The 20,481-nt window shown below is 47.0% G+C and carries 10 protein-coding genes; 7 read left to right on the forward strand and 3 right to left on the reverse strand.

Features of this window, described 5'->3' with window-relative positions; translation table 11 throughout:
* The 3 genes from ACWB0I_RS06355 to ACWB0I_RS06365 all read right to left on the reverse strand — a co-directional run.
* The coding region (locus tag ACWB0I_RS06355; protein WP_479387208.1) for a LamG-like jellyroll fold domain-containing protein at nt 1–1,777 on the reverse strand (1,777 nt) is incomplete at its 3' end.
* 48 nt (nt 1,778–1,825) lie between these two features.
* Complete coding sequence (locus ACWB0I_RS06360) at nt 1,826–2,836, reverse strand: LacI family DNA-binding transcriptional regulator (protein WP_479387209.1); 1,011 nt, start codon at nt 2,834–2,836, stop codon at nt 1,826–1,828.
* A 408-nt stretch (nt 2,837–3,244) separates the two neighbouring features.
* Nucleotides 3,245–5,200: a T9SS type A sorting domain-containing protein gene (locus ACWB0I_RS06365; RefSeq protein WP_479387210.1), complete on the reverse strand. Its 1,956-nt coding sequence runs from the start codon at nt 5,198–5,200 to the stop codon at nt 3,245–3,247.
* Nucleotides 5,201–5,848: 648 nt separating this feature from the next.
* Between ACWB0I_RS06365 and htpG the strand changes: the two genes are divergently transcribed.
* The 7 genes from htpG to ACWB0I_RS06400 all read left to right on the forward strand — a co-directional run bounded on the left by htpG (nt 5,849) and on the right by ACWB0I_RS06400 (nt 20,322).
* A complete protein-coding gene (gene htpG, locus ACWB0I_RS06370) occupies nt 5,849–7,762 on the forward strand; it encodes a molecular chaperone HtpG (protein WP_479387211.1) in 1,914 nt (637 codons plus the stop codon).
* A gap of 216 nt (nt 7,763–7,978) precedes the next feature.
* Entirely contained in the window at nt 7,979–10,747 is a 2,769-nt protein-coding gene (locus ACWB0I_RS06375) for a FlgD immunoglobulin-like domain containing protein (RefSeq protein ID WP_479387212.1), read from the forward strand.
* Nucleotides 10,748–10,831: 84 nt separating this feature from the next.
* Nucleotides 10,832–13,882 (forward strand): OB-fold nucleic acid binding domain-containing protein, encoded by a 3,051-nt coding sequence (locus ACWB0I_RS06380; protein WP_479387213.1) that lies wholly within the window; start codon nt 10,832–10,834, stop codon nt 13,880–13,882.
* A 12-nt stretch (nt 13,883–13,894) separates the two neighbouring features.
* Nucleotides 13,895–14,776 (forward strand): PorV/PorQ family protein, encoded by an 882-nt coding sequence (locus ACWB0I_RS06385; protein ID WP_479387214.1) that lies wholly within the window; start codon nt 13,895–13,897, stop codon nt 14,774–14,776.
* 76 nt (nt 14,777–14,852) lie between these two features.
* The gene (locus ACWB0I_RS06390; RefSeq protein ID WP_479387215.1) at nt 14,853–17,426 is read left to right on the forward strand and encodes a helix-hairpin-helix domain-containing protein; all 2,574 of its coding nucleotides are present in this window, start codon (nt 14,853–14,855) and stop codon (nt 17,424–17,426) included.
* Between the two features lie 11 nt (nt 17,427–17,437).
* Complete coding sequence (locus ACWB0I_RS06395; RefSeq protein WP_479387216.1) at nt 17,438–18,700, forward strand: hypothetical protein; 1,263 nt, start codon at nt 17,438–17,440, stop codon at nt 18,698–18,700.
* A 17-nt stretch (nt 18,701–18,717) separates the two neighbouring features.
* A complete protein-coding gene (locus ACWB0I_RS06400) occupies nt 18,718–20,322 on the forward strand; it encodes a bifunctional metallophosphatase/5'-nucleotidase (RefSeq protein ID WP_479387217.1) in 1,605 nt (534 codons plus the stop codon).
* The last annotated feature ends 159 nt before the right edge of the window (nt 20,323–20,481 follow it).

The following is a 20,481-nucleotide window of genomic DNA, read 5'->3' on the forward strand; positions in this document are numbered from 1 at the left end:
GATGCACCCCCAGAATGGCCGGCGGTAATCCCATGGCATAATTGAACACTTTAAAGCGATCGATCCACCCTTTAAACTTAATATTCCACACGTACTCGGCGCCAATGGTGAATTCCCCTTCCCTCGGTTTGGGATGGCCATTGATGGTTACCCCTTCTTCATACAGTAAACTGTCTTTATAATCGAAGAGTGAACATAAAGCTATGTTGTTTAGAGTAGAAATTTTGTAAACCACATGATACCATTTTTGAGCTTCCAGTACTTTATATCCAGAAGCCCAAATTCGCGTCCACTTCTGATCATTGCCATCAGGAGTTTGAATATAAACTTCAGGATAAAGCGTAACGCCGTCTCCATAATCATGCATCCATAAACGATAGGAAAATTGCCAGTCGTCCCAATGATACTCAGGCTGTTTCATGAAAAGGCTGGGGCCATCGCGTAGTTCTTCGGCTTTAAACCAAAAATCGATGGTCATCTCATCGGAATTCATAAAGGCAGCCGGTTGATCGATACGCAAAAAGCTGGTATCTCCTTCAAAATACATGGCATATTGACCAAAAGCCGGGTCATCCATGGAATATTGGGGATTTCCATAAAAATTAACCGTCTGATGGTATTGAGAAGAATCGTAAGGTAAACCGGAACCGTTTTCAAATTCAAGGTCCAGAACTTCGGTCTGATCTTCCCATACGGCAACGCCATAATAGGCTGAGTCGCGAACAAAAGAGGGCAAGGTACTACTGGTGTAACCGGAAGAGTTTTGCACCTCAATATAATAACGAATTTGAGTACCTAAGGGCTGCCCCGGGATGGTGGCTGTGTAGTAGTCCCCTTGCTGGGTCATACCAATAGAGGTAAAATCAGCGCCGGTTGAATAGTAAACCTTTGCGCTGGTAACATCGCTGCCATAATTCACAATATCCGCTTTGACCAAAATATCCTGATCAGGGGCTACGTGTTGATTCTCTTCCCAGTTCACCCAGGCAATAATTGGTGGAATATCGTACTTACGAACCACATCACTAATACGATATTCATCAATAATGCCATCAATAAAACCACCGCCCATTACCGATGTGCCGATTTTCAAAGGCGCCGTATCTGTGGCTCGGGGGGGCGGGACATCCGGATCATAAGGAAAAACTTTAAAATCCACCAGATTTCCATCTTTGTCATGAACAATGCTGGCTATATAGTGGTGGTCGGCATCGCGAATAAATATCCAATGGTAGGTTACGCCAGGAGAAATGACGCCCCACGTTCCCTCAATACGGATCAGTTCATCATCCGGAAATTCCGATCGATAGAAAGGTCCAAAAAAACGAAGGAAACCTAAATAGACGGTCTCCTGGGCATAATTCCATTCCTTGGCCAGTAACATAGGACGCCAGTGCCAGTCATCGGTCGATTCCCCGATAGTCAAAAAATTGACCCAACCTTCCATGGTCCAGCTACCGCTCAGGCGTAATGTAATCGTATCTGGCACAATAATGTAAGTTGAATCTGAACGGGCGTCGTTTTTAAGATAGGCTGCCTGACCTAACTCCGGCACGTCCGTGTTATCAATATAAGTAATTGTCCCATACCCAATTCCATCGCCTGACATGGGCGAAGCATTGGTCAGGTCCCCATCGAAATGCATCAGCAAAATCGTATGCTCGTCAACCGTGTAGGGTTTCCTCCAATCTTCAACCTGAGCTTGGAGCGATGATAGCGAAAATAACATCATCGCTATCAGCAATATAAAGATTGGTAGCAATTTTGGCATTTTCATAACGCCTCCTTTTTGTTAATAAAACGGTTTTTAATTATGAAAATTGATTTAAGCTGATTCCCTTTCGACTAATGTTGTTTTTAACTCTTCCTTTCTTACCGCGTCTTTTTTTTCTGGATTGTTTATCAATTCCAGCAACAACGAACAGGCGACTTTTCCCATTTCATAAGCCGGTTGATGTACCGTTGTAAGCGGAGGATTCACAAAAGATGAAATCGGATTGTTGGAAAAGCCCACAATTCCCATATCATCGGGGATTCTAATTCCTTTTTGCTTTAGAACATCATAGGCACCAATAGCAACCGGATCATTAACCGCAAAAATAGCATCCGGCGGATCTGAAAGGTTTAATAAAGCTTGCATTCCATCGCGCCCATCCTGCTCCTGTAAACCACCCCAGTAGGTGTACTCTGTCCTTGGCGTTATTCCGTTTTGTTTTAAGGCATCGCTGTAACCCCGGTAACGGTTAAGAGAAATGTTTAAATTTTTACTGCCAGCTAAGTGGCCAATTTTTTTGTATCCTTTTTTTATTAACAATTCGGTAACCTTAAACGCGCCATCGTAATCATCAACCACCACCTTGCTGGCTTGCAGATCTTCGCAAACGCGGTCAAAAAAGACGATTTTGCCGTCCTGCTCCATAAATTTTTTAAAGTGATCGGAATTGGTGGTGGTCTGCGAAATTGAAACCAGCAAACCGGAAACATGGCTGGAAATAAAGGCATTTAAGTTCAGAATTTCGCGCTCCATCTGTTCATTGGACTGAGCCACGAGGATCACATAACCCGCTTCATAAGCGACCTCTTCGATACCACTAATCACAGCGGAAAAAAAGTGGTGTTTTATTTCCGGCACAATAACACCGATACTATTGGATTTTTGACGTTTCAGACTGCGGGCCAGGTAGTTGGGACGATAATTCATCTGGCGTGCGGTTTCTTTCACCAGACGTTTGGTTTCTTCATTGACGTCGGGGTGGTCGCGCAGAGCGCGGGACACAGTAGTGTAATGCAGATTCAATTTAGCGGCAATGTCTTTGATGGTCGGATACGTTTTCAACGCCTTTTCCTCACACGTTATCGCACACGTGTGCAATATAATGGATTGTTTCTCGCTTCGCAAATTTTTTTTTAAAAACTCGGAACAAAAAGTACACAACCTCTTATATTTTAACCGAAATTTATTTAAAGACACAGCTTATTAAAAACCCTTAAAAACGGTACATTTCGAAGACAGGCTCTGCTGAATGAAGGACAGATTTCAAAAATGTAAATTTAGCTTTTTCCCCTTCCCATGGTAAAAGACAAAAATCTTCGCACGTTAATATGTTTAATTAAAATAGAAGATCTTTAGCCCTCTCCACCAAATAAAAAGAAAGGCGTTCTGCTACAATACAGAACGCCTTTTGCCTAAATGTAGCTTTTGTTCGGATGAACCTGGAACTACATGATCAATCTGATAAGTTTATCAACGTAACAACATCATTTTCTTAGTTGTTGAAAATTGTTGTCCGATGCTCAGCCTGTAAAAATAGAGACCGCTGGGCAAATGTTCCGCATTAAACACAACCTGATAGGTTCCTGCCTTTTGCCGAGCATTTACCAATTCTTTAACCAGTTGCCCCCGCGTATTGTAAACCATTAATCTTACCGTTTGAGCTTTGTTTCCCGATGGTTTGATTGTGTAGCGAATGGTCGTATTAGGATTAAAGGGATTAGGAAAATTTTGTTCCAGTTCAAAATGTTTTGGTTGGCCAGTCAGCGGTTCATTGTCAATAGCCGAGTAGATGCCACTGGGATCGATCATAGCAAAGGATGTGGCCCACCGTCCGTCTTCCTGGGCAAAAGGATCGAAATCGCCGCGCGTCCAGGCATACTGATTAAAAATCCAGAAGTTGTATTGATTATCCGGGTCTAATGCAATTGCGCTGTAATCACCCCAGCGGTTACCGACGTGTATCGGCAGACCTGTCCGCACATAGTAATCCAGGCCCTCGTGCATCACCTGAGTGGGCTGTACCTGGCCCGGTGCATCGGTGCTTTGATGCACAGTAAAATACGATCCAGCGTACATGGAATCGCCCACAACCGAAAAAGCAATGCCAATGTCCCCCTTGTAATTGGAGGCAATAGCCGGATATCCAGTGTAGGCATCCGTTTGCACGTCATTAGCGCCCACAAAACCCTGTTGTTCCAGAACCAGGGCATTGAGGTCAGTAGTATTGGCCGCAAACCAGAACACGGTTGCCTGGCCGGCATCGGCTCCGGAAGGTGGATTTACCGTTGATGCGCCCAGCAGAGTATCCCCACGCCAGAAGCAACTTTGCGCCCTATCATCGCCAAAGTCAATTTTGATCTGACTGTCTTTCTGCGGCGCTTCGGGCACTCCGAGCGCGTTATCGTGGATTTCACCAGGATTTAAAAACTGCACATTAAAAAAGGGCCCACCTGCGCTGCCCAGCGGATCATCCACACGAAAGACGGCAATCAGATCGTCATTGCCCGCGCCATCATCCCATTCAGAGCTGTACAAAAAGGTACCCACTGAACCATTTGTACTGGTCGGTTGTGGCCCGGACATGATCGCTGGAATTAGAGTGAAAGCCTGGCTTGTTAAACCGCTCTCGGTAGAAGGATCATAGACATTCACAGTAGAGGTATCTGTTCCTGTGTACAGCCCTTTGTCCAAAATCCACAAGCGGGATGCCTGGTAAAGATTGGTTCCAAAGCTGAACATGTTCCCGGTAATGTAGATCGCTTCGGAACTGACCGCCAACCCGGGAAAATCCAGCCAGGTGTCGATTCCATTCACCGATAACTTGGTGGCAATTCGCTGAAAATACCAACCATCATTGGGATTATTGGTCGCAGAAACGGCAAGGTGAATATAATTAATGTTGCCGGTATCGCTTTGTTCATCAGCGATGACCACATAGCGGTCGTTGTACGCATCGTACACCACGCGCGGGTCAAAAAGATCCGAAGGTGACGTGGCGGCAAAAAAATCATTTAAGCCTTCGCTGTGTTCCAGCACACGATCTACCTTAGTGTACCATTCAATAGCCGTATTGACAGCCAGCAAAAAGTGGTTTGGCCCCACACAACCTGTATTATCTGGAGGCGACTGGGCAAAACCATTGTAGGTTTTATCTGTATCATAATTAATGGATTCGGTCACCGGACCATCTATAAACGGGAGATTAGTCGTAATGGCCGCTTGTTCGCTCTTTTGCAAAGCATTCGGCCCTTTGGGCATTTTAATTATATGCTTTTGCCGGTAAAGATTAAACGCTGCCCCGGCTGACAATCGGGGCTGGATGGCCTGTCGGTAGGTCGAAATTTGATTTGATTTGGCCTGAACAGTGGTTAAAAGCAACAGAGATATTAAAACAAAAACAATAGGACGCATTAAAACATTTTGCATTGTTTCCCCCAATATTTTTTTGATTCGTCCAAAAATAAGTAGAATTTGGTGGTTATAAAATAGCCAATATCACAAAATCAATTGTAGAAATTTTCAAGATTTAAGGCTAAAAGATCTGACTCAACCTACCATAAATATACCAAGCCAGCATGGCCGCAAACATCAATGAACCCCAAAGAAAACAGCAAAGCCATTAATGCACAAAAGAGCATTTTTTAATTAAAAGTTACGAATTACGAATTATTTTGTGAACCGACGCGTCATTCTGAATCCCGATTCATCGTGAGGAAAATCCCTTTCATTGGAAGATTAAGTTTCCTCCTGAAGCGCTTTGCGCAAATGAAGATCAATGGTTGAAGGCCTTTGCCGGGCATGTTTTCTCAAGTACCAACAACCCGCGTTTTAAATCGGTTAAAACATTTTACACATATTCCATGCCAAAAACAAAAGGTGACGCTAACTGATTGCATTTTTACAGTGTAACTCTAAATTCAGAACTGCATCAAAATTAAAGCAATTAATATATTTTTGTGTTAACTTAAAACTGACTGATAAAAACCGTTTGTAACTACAAATTCGTCAATGGCTGAAAGAACAGCCGACACTTACTACAACCGAAGAACAAATGATTAATTAAAGGAGACTAAAATGGCAGAACAGGCAAAAACCTACAAATTCAAAGCCGAAGTCAATCAGTTACTGGATATTTTGGTCCATTCCCTGTACACCAATAGAGAAATATTTTTAAGAGAATTGATCTCCAATGCTTCCGACGCGCTGGACAAAGTACGTTTCGAGCTGACCCGCGGCAGCGATGTTTTGGATAAAGATTTACCGCTGGAAATCAACATTGAACTGGATAAAGACAAAAAATGGTTAAAAATCAACGATACCGGAATCGGTATGACCAGAGAGGAGGTCGTCAAAAATATTGGCACCATTGCCAAATCGGGTACTGCCGAATTTCTGAATAAACTGGCCAAAGAGAAAAATGCGCAAGATTTATCCAGCATTATTGGTAAATTTGGGGTTGGTTTTTATTCGGTTTTCATGGTAGCCGATACGGTGGAGATCGTCAGTAAATCCTATCTGAAAGATGAACCAGCGGTTAAATGGATTTCTGATGGTAAAGGCAGTTTTAAGGTAATGGAGTTAGAAGAGACCCCAAAGCGCGGCACGACCATTACCGTTTACTTAAAGGAAGATGCCAAAGAGTTTGCCGAAGACTGGCGCGTTAAGGAAATCATCAAAAAGCATTCGAATTTCATCAATTTTGACATTAAAGTAAACGGAGAAAAAGTTAATACCATTCGGGCTATCTGGCGAGAGCCCAAATCGAGCATTAAAAAAGAACAATACGAAGAGTTTTACAAATTTTTAACCTACGATCCTGAACCACCACTGGATGTCATCCATGTTGCCGTGGATGCGCCGGTACAGTTCTACAGCATCATGTTCATCCCTCAAAAAAATTACAATATTTTTGGATTTAATAAAGAAGATATTGGCCTGGACCTTTACGTACGCGGCGTGTTAATCCAGCACAAATTTTCTGATATTATCCCTGAATATTTAGGCTTTGTAAAAGGGATGGTAGATTCACCCGACATTCCTCTGAATATCTCCCGCGAAACCCTGCAGGAAAATCGAGTTGTATTAAAGATTAAACAGGTGCTGGTCAAACAGGTCCTTTCCCATCTTGAAAAAATGGCTCAGAAAGAACCCGAAAAATACAAAACATTCTGGAACGAACACAGTAAGATTTTTAAACTGGGCTATCAGGATTACAGTAATCAGGAAAAATTCGTTGAGCTTTTACGTTTTGATTCATCTGCACTGGAAAAAGAGGGTGAACTCACTTCACTGGCCGAATATGCTTCCCGCGCTAAACCGGAACAAAAGGAAATTTACTACATTACCGGAACAAGTCGCGAAGCCCTGGAAACCGACCCTCATCTGGAAATTTTTAAACGCAAAGGCATCGAGGTACTCTACATGTACGACCCGGTCGATGAGTTTGTCATTACAGGATTAAACAAATACAAAGACGATTTTACCTTTGTGGCCGTGGAGCATGCCGACATGGCTAAGTTAGAAAAATTTGAAGATGTGATCAAAGATGAAGAACCGGTAGAAGAACTGAGCAAAGGGGAAGAGAAAGTCTTTCAAAAACTTTTGGATAAAATGCGCGATATCCTGGGCGACCGCGTAACCGAAGTGCGGGAATCGAAACGTCTGAAAGACAGCCCGGCCTGCCTGGTCAGTCCTGATGGACAAATGACCTCGCAAATGCAGAAAATTTTACAAATCATGAACAAAGACACAACGATTCCCAAAAAGATCTTTGAGGTCAATAAAGATCATGCGCTCATCCGAAACCTTTTGCGCATTTACAAAAACGATCCCAAAGATCCTTTTATTACGGAAGCCACCGAACAGTTGTTTGAAACGGCTTTGCTCATGGAAGGCTATTTAAACGACCCGCACAAGCTGGTACGCAGAATGGAAACCATTTTGACCAAAACCAGCGAGTGGCACCCTCAGAACAAAGCACAAGAATAGTAAGAAAGGCGGACATGATTCCGCCTTTTTATTTTTGATTTCTTCTCCGCATTTTCCGCGCTGACGTTCCATGTACATTAAGTATGGTTTATGCAAACAAACAAAATGTTAATCTCTTTGCCTCCAGGACCAAAATTTTCTTCGTTTTTAATTGAATTAATCTAAAAATTTATTAATTTTACTGTTACACAAAAATAAGATAAGGAGGACAATCTTATGCGAATTAATTTTAAATGGGGTTTGATCATTACACTGGCCCTTTCATCCATGATCTTTGCTCAGAATGCCTGGATTAATGAAATCCATTACGACAACTTCGGTACTGATGAGGGCGAATTTATTGAAGTGGTCATCGAGAACGCCGGAAATTACAATCTGGCAGACTTTGCCGTAGATCTGTACAACGGAAACAACGGCGCGGTTTATGATACGAAGACACTGGATCAATTTGTAGAAGGTGCCACCACCGGTAACTTCACCTTTTTTTATTACACCTTCCCATCCAACGGTATCCAGAATGGATCGCCAGATGGTATGGCTCTGAGCTATCAGGGCACGGTTATTAGCGGCCAATTTTTGAGTTATGAAGGAACCTTAACCGCCACAGACGGGCCAGCCAATGGCATGACATCTGTAGATATTATGGTTTCAGAACCGGACAGCGTGGGATATTCTCTGCAATTAGGCGGCAGCGGAGTAACCTACGACGCCTTTTCCTGGCAGGAACCTCTTCCGGCCACGCCCGGCGCGATCAACCAGAATCAGGAATTTAGCAGCAGCATTAAACCCGAACCCAGCAATCACGTGACAGATTTTGCCGTGGATTCTGTAAAAACCTACGCTGTGTATCTGAGCTGGAGCGGAGCTACCGGCAGCGTTTTGCCCGACAAATATTTGCTTTTAGGCGTAAAAGATGGCGTCGCCTTCCCGAGCGTAGTTGATGGAACGCCTTTTGCCGATGACGCCGACGCCACTGACGGAATAGTGGCTTTTAACCTGCTACATCAAGATGGCAAAAACACATTCACCATTAGCGGAGTGGAAAGTGAAACTCTTTATCATTTCCGCATTTACCCCTACACCAATGCTGGCAGCAATATCGATTTTAAAACGGACGGCGCCATCCCGGAAGTCAGCGCCACCACATTGGCAGCACAAATTTACTCCATTGCCCAGATTCAAAAAACACCAGACGGCCTGGAAGGCGATTCCCCTATGCTGGGACAGGTTGTAACCATCGAAGGCGTGGTTACCGCTGTTAGCTCGTTAAGTATTTTTGTACAGGATGCCGATACGGCCTGGAGCGGCGTCAATGTCTTTGATTCAGATCTGGCTGCTCAGGCTCATTTGGGTGACCAGGTGCGCGTAACTGGTGTTGTGGATGAGTATTATGGTAAAACGGAGATTAAAGACCTCAGCGCCTTTACCATATTGGCTCAAAACGAAGCCCTGCCCAACCCCATAGCCTTGCCTACCGGGCAGGTAGCGCAAGAAAAATACGAAGGCGTTCTGGTAACCGTTAACAATGCGACCTGCACCAATCCCGATCTGGGCTACGGCGAATGGGAAGTGGACGACGGCTCCGGCCCCTGCCGCATTGATGACCTGATCTTTGCCTTTACCCCGGAGCAAGGCCAGATGTACACCGTTACGGGCGTGGTTGATTATTCATTCAGTAACTACAAAATTGAGCCACGCAGCGAAAACGACATCATGTTGATCAGCAATGCTCCGCTGATCACCTTTATCGGAAATTCGGCGCTGGCTCCCCAGGCCACCGAAGATTTTACAGACACCGTAAAGGTAACCGATAACGGTACGGTTGTTCAGGTTGAACTCCGCTACCGCGTTAATGCCGGCGACACCATGAGCGTTTCAATGACCGGCAGCGATTCGATTTTTGTGGGCACCATCCCGGCCAGCGCTTACAATGACGGCGACAAAGTGGAATACTGGGTCTATGCCGTCGATAACGACAATCAGGTTAGCACCAGCGAAGTGCAGGGCTTTTTTGCCGGTAACACGCCCATTGCCGTACTCAAACAAATCGACGATGAGGGAATTTTGATTGTGGATGGCTTTTACGCCCGAACCAGCGGCGTGGCCACGGTAGCCAACGGCGTGTTCGATGCCAACCATCTCTCGGTCTTTATTCAGGATGAAAATTACAGCGCCATTAACGTATTCAAATACAATGCGGCCGATTTTACCATTACCGAAGGTCATAGCTACACCGTTGTTGGCCAGCTTACCCAATACAGAGGTTTAACCGAAATTGTGCCCAATGATCCTCAAACCGATATTATTGATAATGGTGAAGCCACCATGCCTGAGCCTTTAACCGTGACCTTAAATGTTTTATTGAGTTCTCCGGAAACTCTGGAAGGCCTGCTGGTGAAGGTCGAAAATGCAGATACTGTAGCCGGTGAAGGTCAATGGCCGGAACCGGGCAACAACGCCAATTTGACCATTACCGATGACGGGGGGGTAACCCAGGTCACTCTGCGCATCGACAAAGACACCGATGTTGACGATGCCGGGGCTCCAAGCTGGCCGCAGACCATTATCGGTATTTTTTCTCAATACGATTCTCAGGCGCCCTATCTGGACGGCTATCAAATTTTGCCGCGCTCCACTTCCGATTTGAGCGGCTTAACGGGCATCGAAACGTCTGCTTCGGCGCTCATTCCACAACGCGTTTCCTTACAACCCGCTTTCCCAAATCCGTTCAATCCATCCACCACTTTGACCGTTGAAATTCCGCCTCAGATAGCCGGTAAACAGAGCGTGCATCTTGAGATTTACAATGTGTTGGGACAAAGAGTGGCCACCCTGGTAAAGGGCAAAAAATTAACGGCCGGCCTGCATCCTTTTCAATGGCAGGCTACTTCTGACAATGGATCAACGCTGCCAACCGGCCTCTATTTTGCCGTTCTTAAAATCAATAATAAAATTTGGACGCAAAAGTTAATATTATTAAAATAGAGGTCTTAAAATCAGAGTCTTGTTTAAAAAGGTTGAACGGCCCTGTGCTGTTCAACCTTTCATTATCTCTAAGGAGTTCGTGGAATGCATCGCATATTTTTTATTCTGTTTTTACCCCTCCTGTTAATGGCGCAGGAGCATTTATTAATTACCGAGGTTTTTGTCCCGCCTTCGGGCGAAACGGAAAAGGCGTTTGTTGAAATTTACAATCCTTCGACGCAAACCATTTCTTCCGGCGATCTTTACCTGGCTAATTACAACACCTACTACCAGATGGTGGCCGATCAGTTTCCGGCGACCAACCAGTTCTTTGTGGCCCGCTTTCCTGCGCTTACTCTTCAGGCCAATCAGGTGGCCGTCGTAGCTCTGGATGGCGCTGGCTATTTTGCCGCTTTTGGCAAACACGCCGATTTTGAAATCAAAGGAACGGACGATCAAACACCGGATATGGATGTGGTACGAATGGGCAGCAATCCTTCGCTGGAAACGGTCAAAGGGATGATGATTCTTTTTAGCTGGAATGGCCAGGACGACCTGGTGCAGGACGTCGATTACTTGCCCTGGGGTCTGATAGCTTTTAATGCCACCTGGATGGACAAGAGCGGTCAGCAAATAGACGGCCCCGATGCCGACAGCAATCCCAGCTCCTATCTTGCCGATTTGCCAACCAACCAGCAAAAAGCCATTTCTTCCATCCCTTCCGGCCAGAGCTTGCAACGGGATGGCACCGTGGAAATCGATGAAATCACCAACGGCGGCAATGGAATTACCGGCCACAACGAAGCCAGCGAAAATTTTCAGCAGAGTTTTAAAACAGCCGCGCCCACGCCCGGCAGCTTTAGCCAGGTTGCCGGCGACGGTAGCGGTTCGGCGCAAATTAGCCCAACCACCGTAAGCGCCGGTGAAGTGTTCGACTTAACCATCCAGTTTTCCACCTCGGACAGTTATGAGCTGACCACCATCCGCGTTACGCTTCCTGAGGATTTTAGCTGGTCGCAAAACAGCAGCGATCTTTCCTTAAGCGGCCCGGCGTTCACCTCGGCGACCATTTCCATTGATCAGAATCAAATTTTAATCGAAAATGCCCGGCTGACCAGTCAGCAGGACGGCTCGTTACTCATCAAAAATGTTCAAGCTGCAAGCGCAGAAGGTTCTTACCCCATAGCCATCGAAACGGCCACCTCCGGCGGAAATTTAACGGCCATTGCCGTGTTCCCGTCGCTCACCGTACAAAAAAAATTGACTATTGCCGATATTCAGAACAATCTTTCTCAATACGAAGGTCAGGCCGTGACCATTGAAGCCGTGGTAACCATTGGCGTAAACATCACCCGTACCGATCGTTGCGACGCTTACGTTCAGGATGAGTCGGGACGTGGCATCAACTTAAGCGATGCCAGCACAAACTACCCGGAACTGGTAAGGGGCAATCGTCTGAAAATTAGCGGAACGGTTACCGAATATGTCAGTTCCACAACCGGCGATGCCACCACCGAATTAACTAATTTTACGCTGCAGCTCCTTTCTACGGGCAACGCCATTCCCGGGGTTAATTACTTCACCTGTGCGGAGGCCAACAACATCGATCTGGAAGGGACTTTTATTGAAACAGCGGGCGTCATTACCGACAAGGCCGAAAACATCGGTGGCGGCACCAACATGACCATCGACGACGGCACCACGCCCCTGCAATTACGCATCTGGGATTCTTCCGGTCTCGATCTTAGCCCATTCAATGTCGGCGACACCATTGTCGTACGCGGCCTGATCGATAGCTACCGTAAAGCGGCGCAATTAGTCGTTGCTTACCAGGAAGACATTCAAAAAGGATCCATCCCCCAGACCGTGGCCGGCAGTGGAAAGGTACTGGTTCAACCTGACAGTGTCGGAAAAGCGCAAACCACCTCGCTCACCTTTTCTCTTTTGCCAACCATTGATGACACTCTTTCTCGCTGCGCTTTGATTATCCCCAATGACTGGCAATGGAGCGGCGCGCAGGAAGACATTCAATTAAAAGGCGAGTTTAGTCAGGCCGACTTGTCCATTTCCGGGCAACAAATTTTACTGCAAAATTTCCAGCTAACCCTGCAGGAGAGCGCGGCTTTAACCATCCTCAACATGGTCAGCCCGGATCGGGACACCGTTTCGGTTTTTCAGGTAAAAACCGGCGCTGCCGGCGGCCCGTTGTTAGCCGTTGCCGAAGCGCCGCGCGTTATTGTTGGCCAGGGGAGTAATCGCCCCTTCATTTCCATTGAACAGGCCAGGCAGAAAGCCATCGGCTCGAAAATCACGGTTAAAGGCGTCATCACCATTGGCGCCGGCATTTTGCGCACCAATTTCACAGACGCCTATCTGCAGGATGAATCCGGTTATGGGCTGAACATTTACCAGGGCGGGGGACTCGATGCCCGAATTAAACGCGGGCGCCTGGTTATCATTTCCGGTGAATTGGATGAGTACCAGGGTAAAAAGGAAATCGTCAATTACACCCTGACGGTTCTCAAGGACAATGTCGCAATTCCGGGCATCCGTAAACTAAGTACAATCGAAGCATCCAGCCTGAAATACGAAGGCAGTTATGTTGAGATTAAAGGATTGATTTCAGGCATTCAATCTACTGGCGGCGGCACCAACATTTACGTGAACGACGGCTCAGGGGAAGTCACCGTTCGCGTCTGGGACACGGCCGGCCTGGATTTGAGCGGCTATGAAATTGGCGATTACGTTCAAATTCGCGGAGTCGTGGGCATTTACCAGGGAGCTGGACAAATTCTGTTAGGATATCAAGAAGACATTCAGCGCCCGGAAGCGCCGGAAGGACGCGTTTTCCTCAAAGTACCCAACCGGCCTTTTGTTCCGGATCAGGGCGAAAAATTGCCCATTGAATACCAGGCCGGCAGCAAAAGCAGCCACGTGACCCTGCGTATTTTTGATTTGGCCGGCCGTCTGATTGCCACGCTCTACGATGGCGACGGGCTGCCTTTCCCCATCACCAAAGAGTGGGATGGAACAGACCAATTAGGAGAATGGGTGGGGCTGGGTACCTACCTCTGCCATTTAGAGGTAGTGAGCAACACCGATGGTAAACGTACTGTAAAAATTGCCCCCATAGTTGTGGGTACGGTTTTGAAATAGAGGAAGAAAAAAATGCACGTTCGAATGTTAATAGTCATTGTCCTTTTACTGTTTTTAAGCGCCATTGGTCGGGCGGGTGTGTTCGACAGCCGCTATCCTTCAGCCCGGGCCACCGCCCTTTCTGAAGCGCTGGTTTCCATGCCCGATGCCTTCTGGGCGCCCTACATCAATCCGGCCATTCTGGCTGGTATGCAACACTGGCAGGTCGGTTCTTCTGTACAGCGTCTGTACAATCAACCCTTTTTACAAAATGCTTTTTTTGGCGCGCTTCTGCCCTTACCTTCCCGTTTTGGCAGTTTAGCGGTCAATTTCGAATTCTTTGGCGTAAAATACCAGGGCAATACACTTACTCAGGAGAACACCCTTACCCTTTCACACGGATTTTACTTGCTGAACGACATCCACTCCTATCTGTCCCTGGGCTACAATCTAAAATACTACTACCTGGACCTGGGGCGTTCCATTGAAGATCGCAATCTGGGGTCTGCGGGCGCCTTTGGCCTTGACTTAGGATTGCAGGCCAGCCTGTACCGGCGCGTCTTTGCCGGCGTCTTTGCTTACAATATTAATGCTCCAACTCTGGGCCAGCAGGTAAAATATGATCTGCCTCAGCGTGTGGTCATTGGCGTTGGTTACCGGCCCATTACCGAAGTCATCACAACCCTGAGCATTGATAAAACCGTGGGATTTGACAGCCAGGCAGCCGTGGGCGTGGAATTCTGGCCGGTTCACTGGTTAGCCCTGCGCGCCGGAGCCAGCTCTACGCCCAACAGAATTTCCGCCGGATTCGGTATTAAATTTAAAGGATTGGCCCTGGACTATTCGTTCCGTAATCATCCGGTTTTACCGGAAACACACAAAATCGGTCTTATTTATCAATTTGGAAATCAATAACACGGCACGAAAGGTCAAACAACCTGGTTTTACCGATGAACAGTAAACTTAAAAGCAAAAAACAAAAAGTGGCATCATGAAAGCGAATCCCCTATTCAATACGGCCGACAGACGTCCGCAGGGCAAATTATGGCGCTTGCGTTGTGTTCTTGTCCTTGTCCTGTTGAGCCTTTTGTACAATCCACTGCCAGCCGGCGCTCAACAAAAAATCGACGTCAATCAGGCTACCCTGCAAGAAATCAGCGCTCTGCCTATTCCACAGGAACTGGCCCGGGCCATTTATCAGCGCATTCAGTTTAAGGGCCCCTTCCAGAGCATTTACCAGTTATGGGATGTGCCTGGCATGGACGCCAATAGTTTCAAAACATTAAAGCAATGGATCAAAATTGAACCCATCCCGCCAGCCTCTCCGGTGCAGGAGCGGATTGAGCAGATTTATTTCCGGCTCGATCGTTGGAGCTCCACCGAAGGCATTAACAATGATTTGATCGATTTGTGGATTGAAAAGGCCCTGGAACCGGCCAATATTAACCAGCTGGGTTACGAAGACCTGGTCAATTTGCAAAACGTTTCTCCGGTGGATGCGGTAGCCATCCTCAAACAACGGAAACTGGTGCACTTTTTTCGGGATACGCGCGATTTACGCTACACCCCTGGATTGTCCAACTACGCCTATCGCAGCCTGAGAAATTTTGTGCAATTTAAGGACGAAACTTACGCCAACTGGCACGGCAGCTTTCTGTTACGCATGGACAATGCCCCCTTCATCGCCGAAGAAGCCGAACAGTCGCCGCAGGCCCAATTCCTGGATGTGGGGCAGGAAGCCGCAGGAAGCAACTTAACGCAAATCCCAACCGTCTTTTCCAGATTGCGTCTCACCAGGGGCAAACATCTGGACATGGGCATCAGCTATGTGCGCGCCAATGGCGAACCCATGATTTACGCTTTAGACCATCCCGTACATCTGCCAGAAGCTAAATTTCATTTAACTTTTAAAGACTGGCGCTGGAAGGCGCTGCAAGTGAAAAAATTGGTCTTCGGTTACTACAAAGTAACTCTGGGACAGGGTGTTATTTTTGAAAACACCGATTTTTTTACGCCCCGCAAATCCGGCTATGGTTTTCGTAAACGCTTTAACGGTATTTCCGGAGATTTGTCCCGCAACCGGGAATTTACTCTGCGCGGCGCTGCTTTTGAGGCCATGTACCGGAAGTTGAGGGCCATCGGCTTTGTTTCCTTTGACCGGCGTGACGCTATTTTGAACAAAACGCAGTACAATGGTAAGCCCTCTTTCAATCACTTTATTGTGCTGGATCAGCGTTTTCGGTTTGCGCCGGGCGACACATTGCGCGGGCCCAACAATCAAAACCTGAGCTGGTTGAATGCAGTTAATGAACTGACCTACGGCGCCCATTTACAATACACTTTTACGCCGGGTACCTTTTTAGGGCTAAGTTACTACGAAAGCGCTTACGATCATTACCTGGACCCCGACCCTTACCAGGTTGTGGGCGCCGACAATTCGGGCAATCAAAATTGGGACATTCGTCAAAGTACCGCAGACAGCGAAATTAAACAGGCGTACGGAGGAGCGGCTTCCCGAGGTGAAAATCTATTCTGGAGCCAGGCGGTTTCTTTTCGGCGCGTCTATGGATTTAATTTTCAAACGGTCTGGAACAATCTGGCCTTTCAGGGCGAATATGGCCTGCTGGACAAGAGCGGTCCTGGTTTTAAACTTTTTGATGGCCCCAAAGCCCTGGTTGCTTCGTTGTACTGGCAACAGGAAAGTTTTAATCTGCTTTTACTTTACCGCAATTACGACATTGGTTACGACAATCCCTACCAGCGTTCGTTTTCTAACTACCGGCGCTACAAAGGAACCATCTTTGAAGACTATTATTATCTGCAAACTCCGCTTTACGGTCAGTTGTACAGCAACAATCCCCAGCCCCAGGCCGAGGCCGGCTTTTATTTGAATGCCTATTACCAGATCATTCGTCAGTTAACCATGCGTCTGGAATATGACAACTGGACGCGTAAAGCAGACCGCGCCAAAAATTACCGTTTGGTGGGTACTGTGGACTACCGTCCGGTTTACCCTCTCGATCTTCAGATCCGGCACAAATGGCAATCGCGTGAACCGCAAAACGATCTTACGCCCAATCAGTTCTACAAGAACTACGAACTGCGCAGCCGTTTACGCTTCCGTCTTTCAGGCTACGATGCTTTTGATCTGTTGTACGCCAATTCAAAACTCATCGTCCACCCCCGGCCCCGGGTTTTTGGCGATTTTGTGCTGGATGGCGAAGCCCTGGGCGTGAATTACACGCACAATTTCAACAACAATTTTCGACTGAGTGGCATGTTGCTGTACTACAAAGGCTTTTTCTGGAATTTTGAAGAAACACAATTTATGGTTATGGACAGTCCCCGTGGCGCGCTACGTTTCTTCTTCTCCGTGTACTCCAGGCTGACCAGTAATTTGTCGCTTCGAATGAAATACACGGCAGATCATCAGAAGGCCATTAATCAGATTCAGTTTCAGCCCTATCAGTCAACCATCGACGCAAATCCGGGCAAAATGTTTGGCGCCCTGTGGAAACGGGCCCAGCAACACTTTTTTTATCTTGAAGTCAATTACAATTTTTAAAGAGGCACAGAATGAAAACGATTCACGTAATGCTCATAATACTGATGGCCATGCTTTCCGCTCAGGCTCAGATGGCCGATCTCAATCTGGCGCGCATGCGCTACGGACAGGAAACCACCTTCTATTCGGCTCGCATGTTAGGACTGGCCGGAAGCGGGCTGGCCAACAAGGGCAGCCTGGCTAATGCTTTGCAAAATCCTGCTCTGGTCTCTGCTCCGGCAGGCCGCTTAACCTTGCAGGCCGGAATGATGAGCGACAAACTCATTGAAGATCGGCAATTTCCCTATTACGACTCATTCGCCGGTTTTAATGACTTTGGCTCCTATTCTTTTAATTCTAACTATTATTTCGCCCCCTACTTCATGGCGCGCTACGCACTGCCGCTCGAACAATCGTTTGCCATTCAGGCTGGCATCATGCCCTTCCTGGATTTTCGTTACAACTACGCCGAAGAAGTGCGCGATCCTTTTGACAAAACCGACAAATTACTGGGCTACAACTGGATTGAGCAGACAGGCTTGTTCCGCCAAATATTCGTGGTCATCGGCGCGCAGGTGTTTAACCATTTGAATGTGGGACTTAAAGTGGGACTCCTCACCGGCCAAATCGATTCTACAATGAAAATTCAACCCCGGGTTCCCGGCGACCTCTTTGCGGCCCAACGTGTGGATATCGCACGTAACCTGACCAACCATCCGCTGCTTGTGAATCTCGGCCTGCATTACGCAGTTAACCAGCGACTGGCTCTCGGCGCTTTTGTCCGCTTGCCCTACACACTGGATTTTGACAAGCAGTTGAAGCAAGACACGCTGCAGGTCAAAGAACGGTTCACCTATCCCTTGATCATAGGAGGCGGCCTGGATTACCGTTTTCAAAGTATTCTGGAAGCCCGCGTTTTCCTGGATTTCATCTACCGCTCTTACAGCTCGTTTAAAGTCTCTACCCGCTCAAAGCTGAATTACCGGGATGTTTTTACCCTACGTGCCGGCGCTGAGTACTTCTTCTTTCATGACCAATTACCGTTTCGCATCGGTTTTGCTTACTTTACCTTACCCTACAATCACAACCTGGCCAACACCCTCCTTTCCGTGGGCAGTGGCTGGTATTTAAAGAACTGGCATATCGACCTGGCAGCCGGATTGAACCACCAGGAATTCTACCAGCCCGATCTATTTCCGGACACCATCTACGGGCTGGAAGCGCGCAGCGATCTGGATCGCGTGAAATGGACTAACTATTTCTTCCGTTTTGATGTGACCATTAACCTATTTTAGGCAACAGGAATTAGAACATGTTAAATAAAGCAAAATTTGCCCTGTTTTTAATTTTTTTCCTTATCGGCCTTTTAAATGGGGCCAATGTCAAAAAGATTTACCTTTTTTTTACCAACGATCTGCAAGCGCGTATTGGCGAGCAAAAAGCACGATTCCTGAATCCCAATTTTCCGCCCACACTGGGTGGTGGGGCTTCGGCGGCCACCATCATCAAGTCGGTTAAAAAACGCGCTGCAAAAACAGGGGATCTGGTTCTGTTTCTGGACGGTGGAAATTTCCTGAGCACCACATCCGATTTGGTTAAGCATTCCAGAGGCCGGGCTCTAATTGAATACATGAATCAGATGGGCTATGACGCTGCCGTGCCCGGTGTGGAAGATTTCCGCGTTGCCGGGCCATCCTGGGATGAACTGGCCCAATTGGCCCGCTTTCCTTTGCTGGCCTGCAATGTGCAATCCTATGGGCCCAATCCCTTTAAAGCCTACCAGATTATTGAACAAAATGGCTTAAAAATCGGACTTTTCGGCGTGGTAAGCCAGGTCGTGGAAACCATCGATGAACAGGAGCAAATTCAATCCTTTCGCTTTTTACCGGAATTGAAGGCCGCCAGGCAAACTGTAGAAAAATTAAAAGAACAAAACTGCGATCTGATTATTGCCCTGGCCCACCTGGGCCTGCCCTATGATGCAGAGGAAGATTATCAACTTTTAAAAGAACAGGACCGGCTGCACATTAAAAAAACTTCGTTTTTAACCAGCATGGAATTGGCCCACTATCTGCCTGGCATTGACATCCTGATTTCCGGTCGTTTACGCAGCGGCTACGCACAGCCCTGGGAAGACCCTGTTACACACACCCTGTGCTTTCAAAACTACGCACGGGGTAGCAATCTTGGCGCCGTTGTGCTGCATTACGATCTGCAAAGCAAAGCCATCACCCAATACGACTACTTAAGCAAAGATGGCGCCATGTTGCTGCTCACCAAAGATGAATTTTGGCCCGATGCTTCCATGGCAGCTTTCATCGATAGCTTGCAGAAAGTTTACCATGCAGATGCGGATTCTGTCATCGGCTACACTCTGACCACGCTGAGCCGCAGCACTCAGGGCGAGGCGCCTTTTAATAATTTAATGGCGGATGCCATGTTAGAGGTGAGCAAAGCCGATTTCGCCATGAACAGCTACAACAGCTTACGGCAAAATATCCCCATTGGCCCGATTACCAGGATGGATCTTTTGGACGCCCTGCCCTTTGCCAATCAGCTGGTAGTGGTAAATATCCGCGGGAAAATGTTAAAAGATTTAATAGAACGCAGCGTCCAGGGCACATTCATGGGCCTGGCTATTGCCGGGGGCAAAGTTGTTTATGACTCCCACAAACCGGATGGCCAAAAAGTGGTAAAATTTTTAATACAGGAACAACCGCTGGACATGGCCAAAATGTACCGGGTAGCTCTCTCTTCCTACCTGGCGCAAGGCAATGGCGGCATGACGCCACTCAGTTTTTTGCCAGAAGAACGATTTACGTACATGAAAATGAGCGTCAGGGATGCGGTGGAACGTTTCATTAAAAAGCATTCACCATTACAAATAATCAGGGATGGGCGCTGGATTAGAAAATAAAGGCTTTTATATTTCGACCCAGAACATCCTGTTCATTGTTAAAATCCATTTTAGGGTAGAAATATAAAAGCCGTGTGTGCTCTCTAAATGCCATTAAGCTTAGGAGAGCGCGTCGTCTTTAATGCGAATATTGCTCATTACAAATAGCACTCCAACAAG

Source organism: Caldithrix sp. (genome assembly GCF_056497305.1).

Coding starts and splice junctions, on each gene's coding strand:
- ACWB0I_RS06365 (WP_479387210.1), bottom strand. CDS start 5,200: ATGCAAAATGTTTTAATGCGTCCTATTGTTTTTGTTTTAATATCTCTG.
- ACWB0I_RS06380 (WP_479387213.1), top strand. CDS start 10,832: ATGCATCGCATATTTTTTATTCTGTTTTTACCCCTCCTGTTAATGGCG.
- htpG (WP_479387211.1), top strand. CDS start 5,849: ATGGCAGAACAGGCAAAAACCTACAAATTCAAAGCCGAAGTCAATCAG.
- ACWB0I_RS06400 (WP_479387217.1), top strand. CDS start 18,718: ATGTTAAATAAAGCAAAATTTGCCCTGTTTTTAATTTTTTTCCTTATC.
- ACWB0I_RS06390 (WP_479387215.1), top strand. CDS start 14,853: ATGAAAGCGAATCCCCTATTCAATACGGCCGACAGACGTCCGCAGGGC.
- ACWB0I_RS06375 (WP_479387212.1), top strand. CDS start 7,979: ATGCGAATTAATTTTAAATGGGGTTTGATCATTACACTGGCCCTTTCA.
- ACWB0I_RS06385 (WP_479387214.1), top strand. CDS start 13,895: ATGCACGTTCGAATGTTAATAGTCATTGTCCTTTTACTGTTTTTAAGC.
- ACWB0I_RS06395 (WP_479387216.1), top strand. CDS start 17,438: ATGAAAACGATTCACGTAATGCTCATAATACTGATGGCCATGCTTTCC.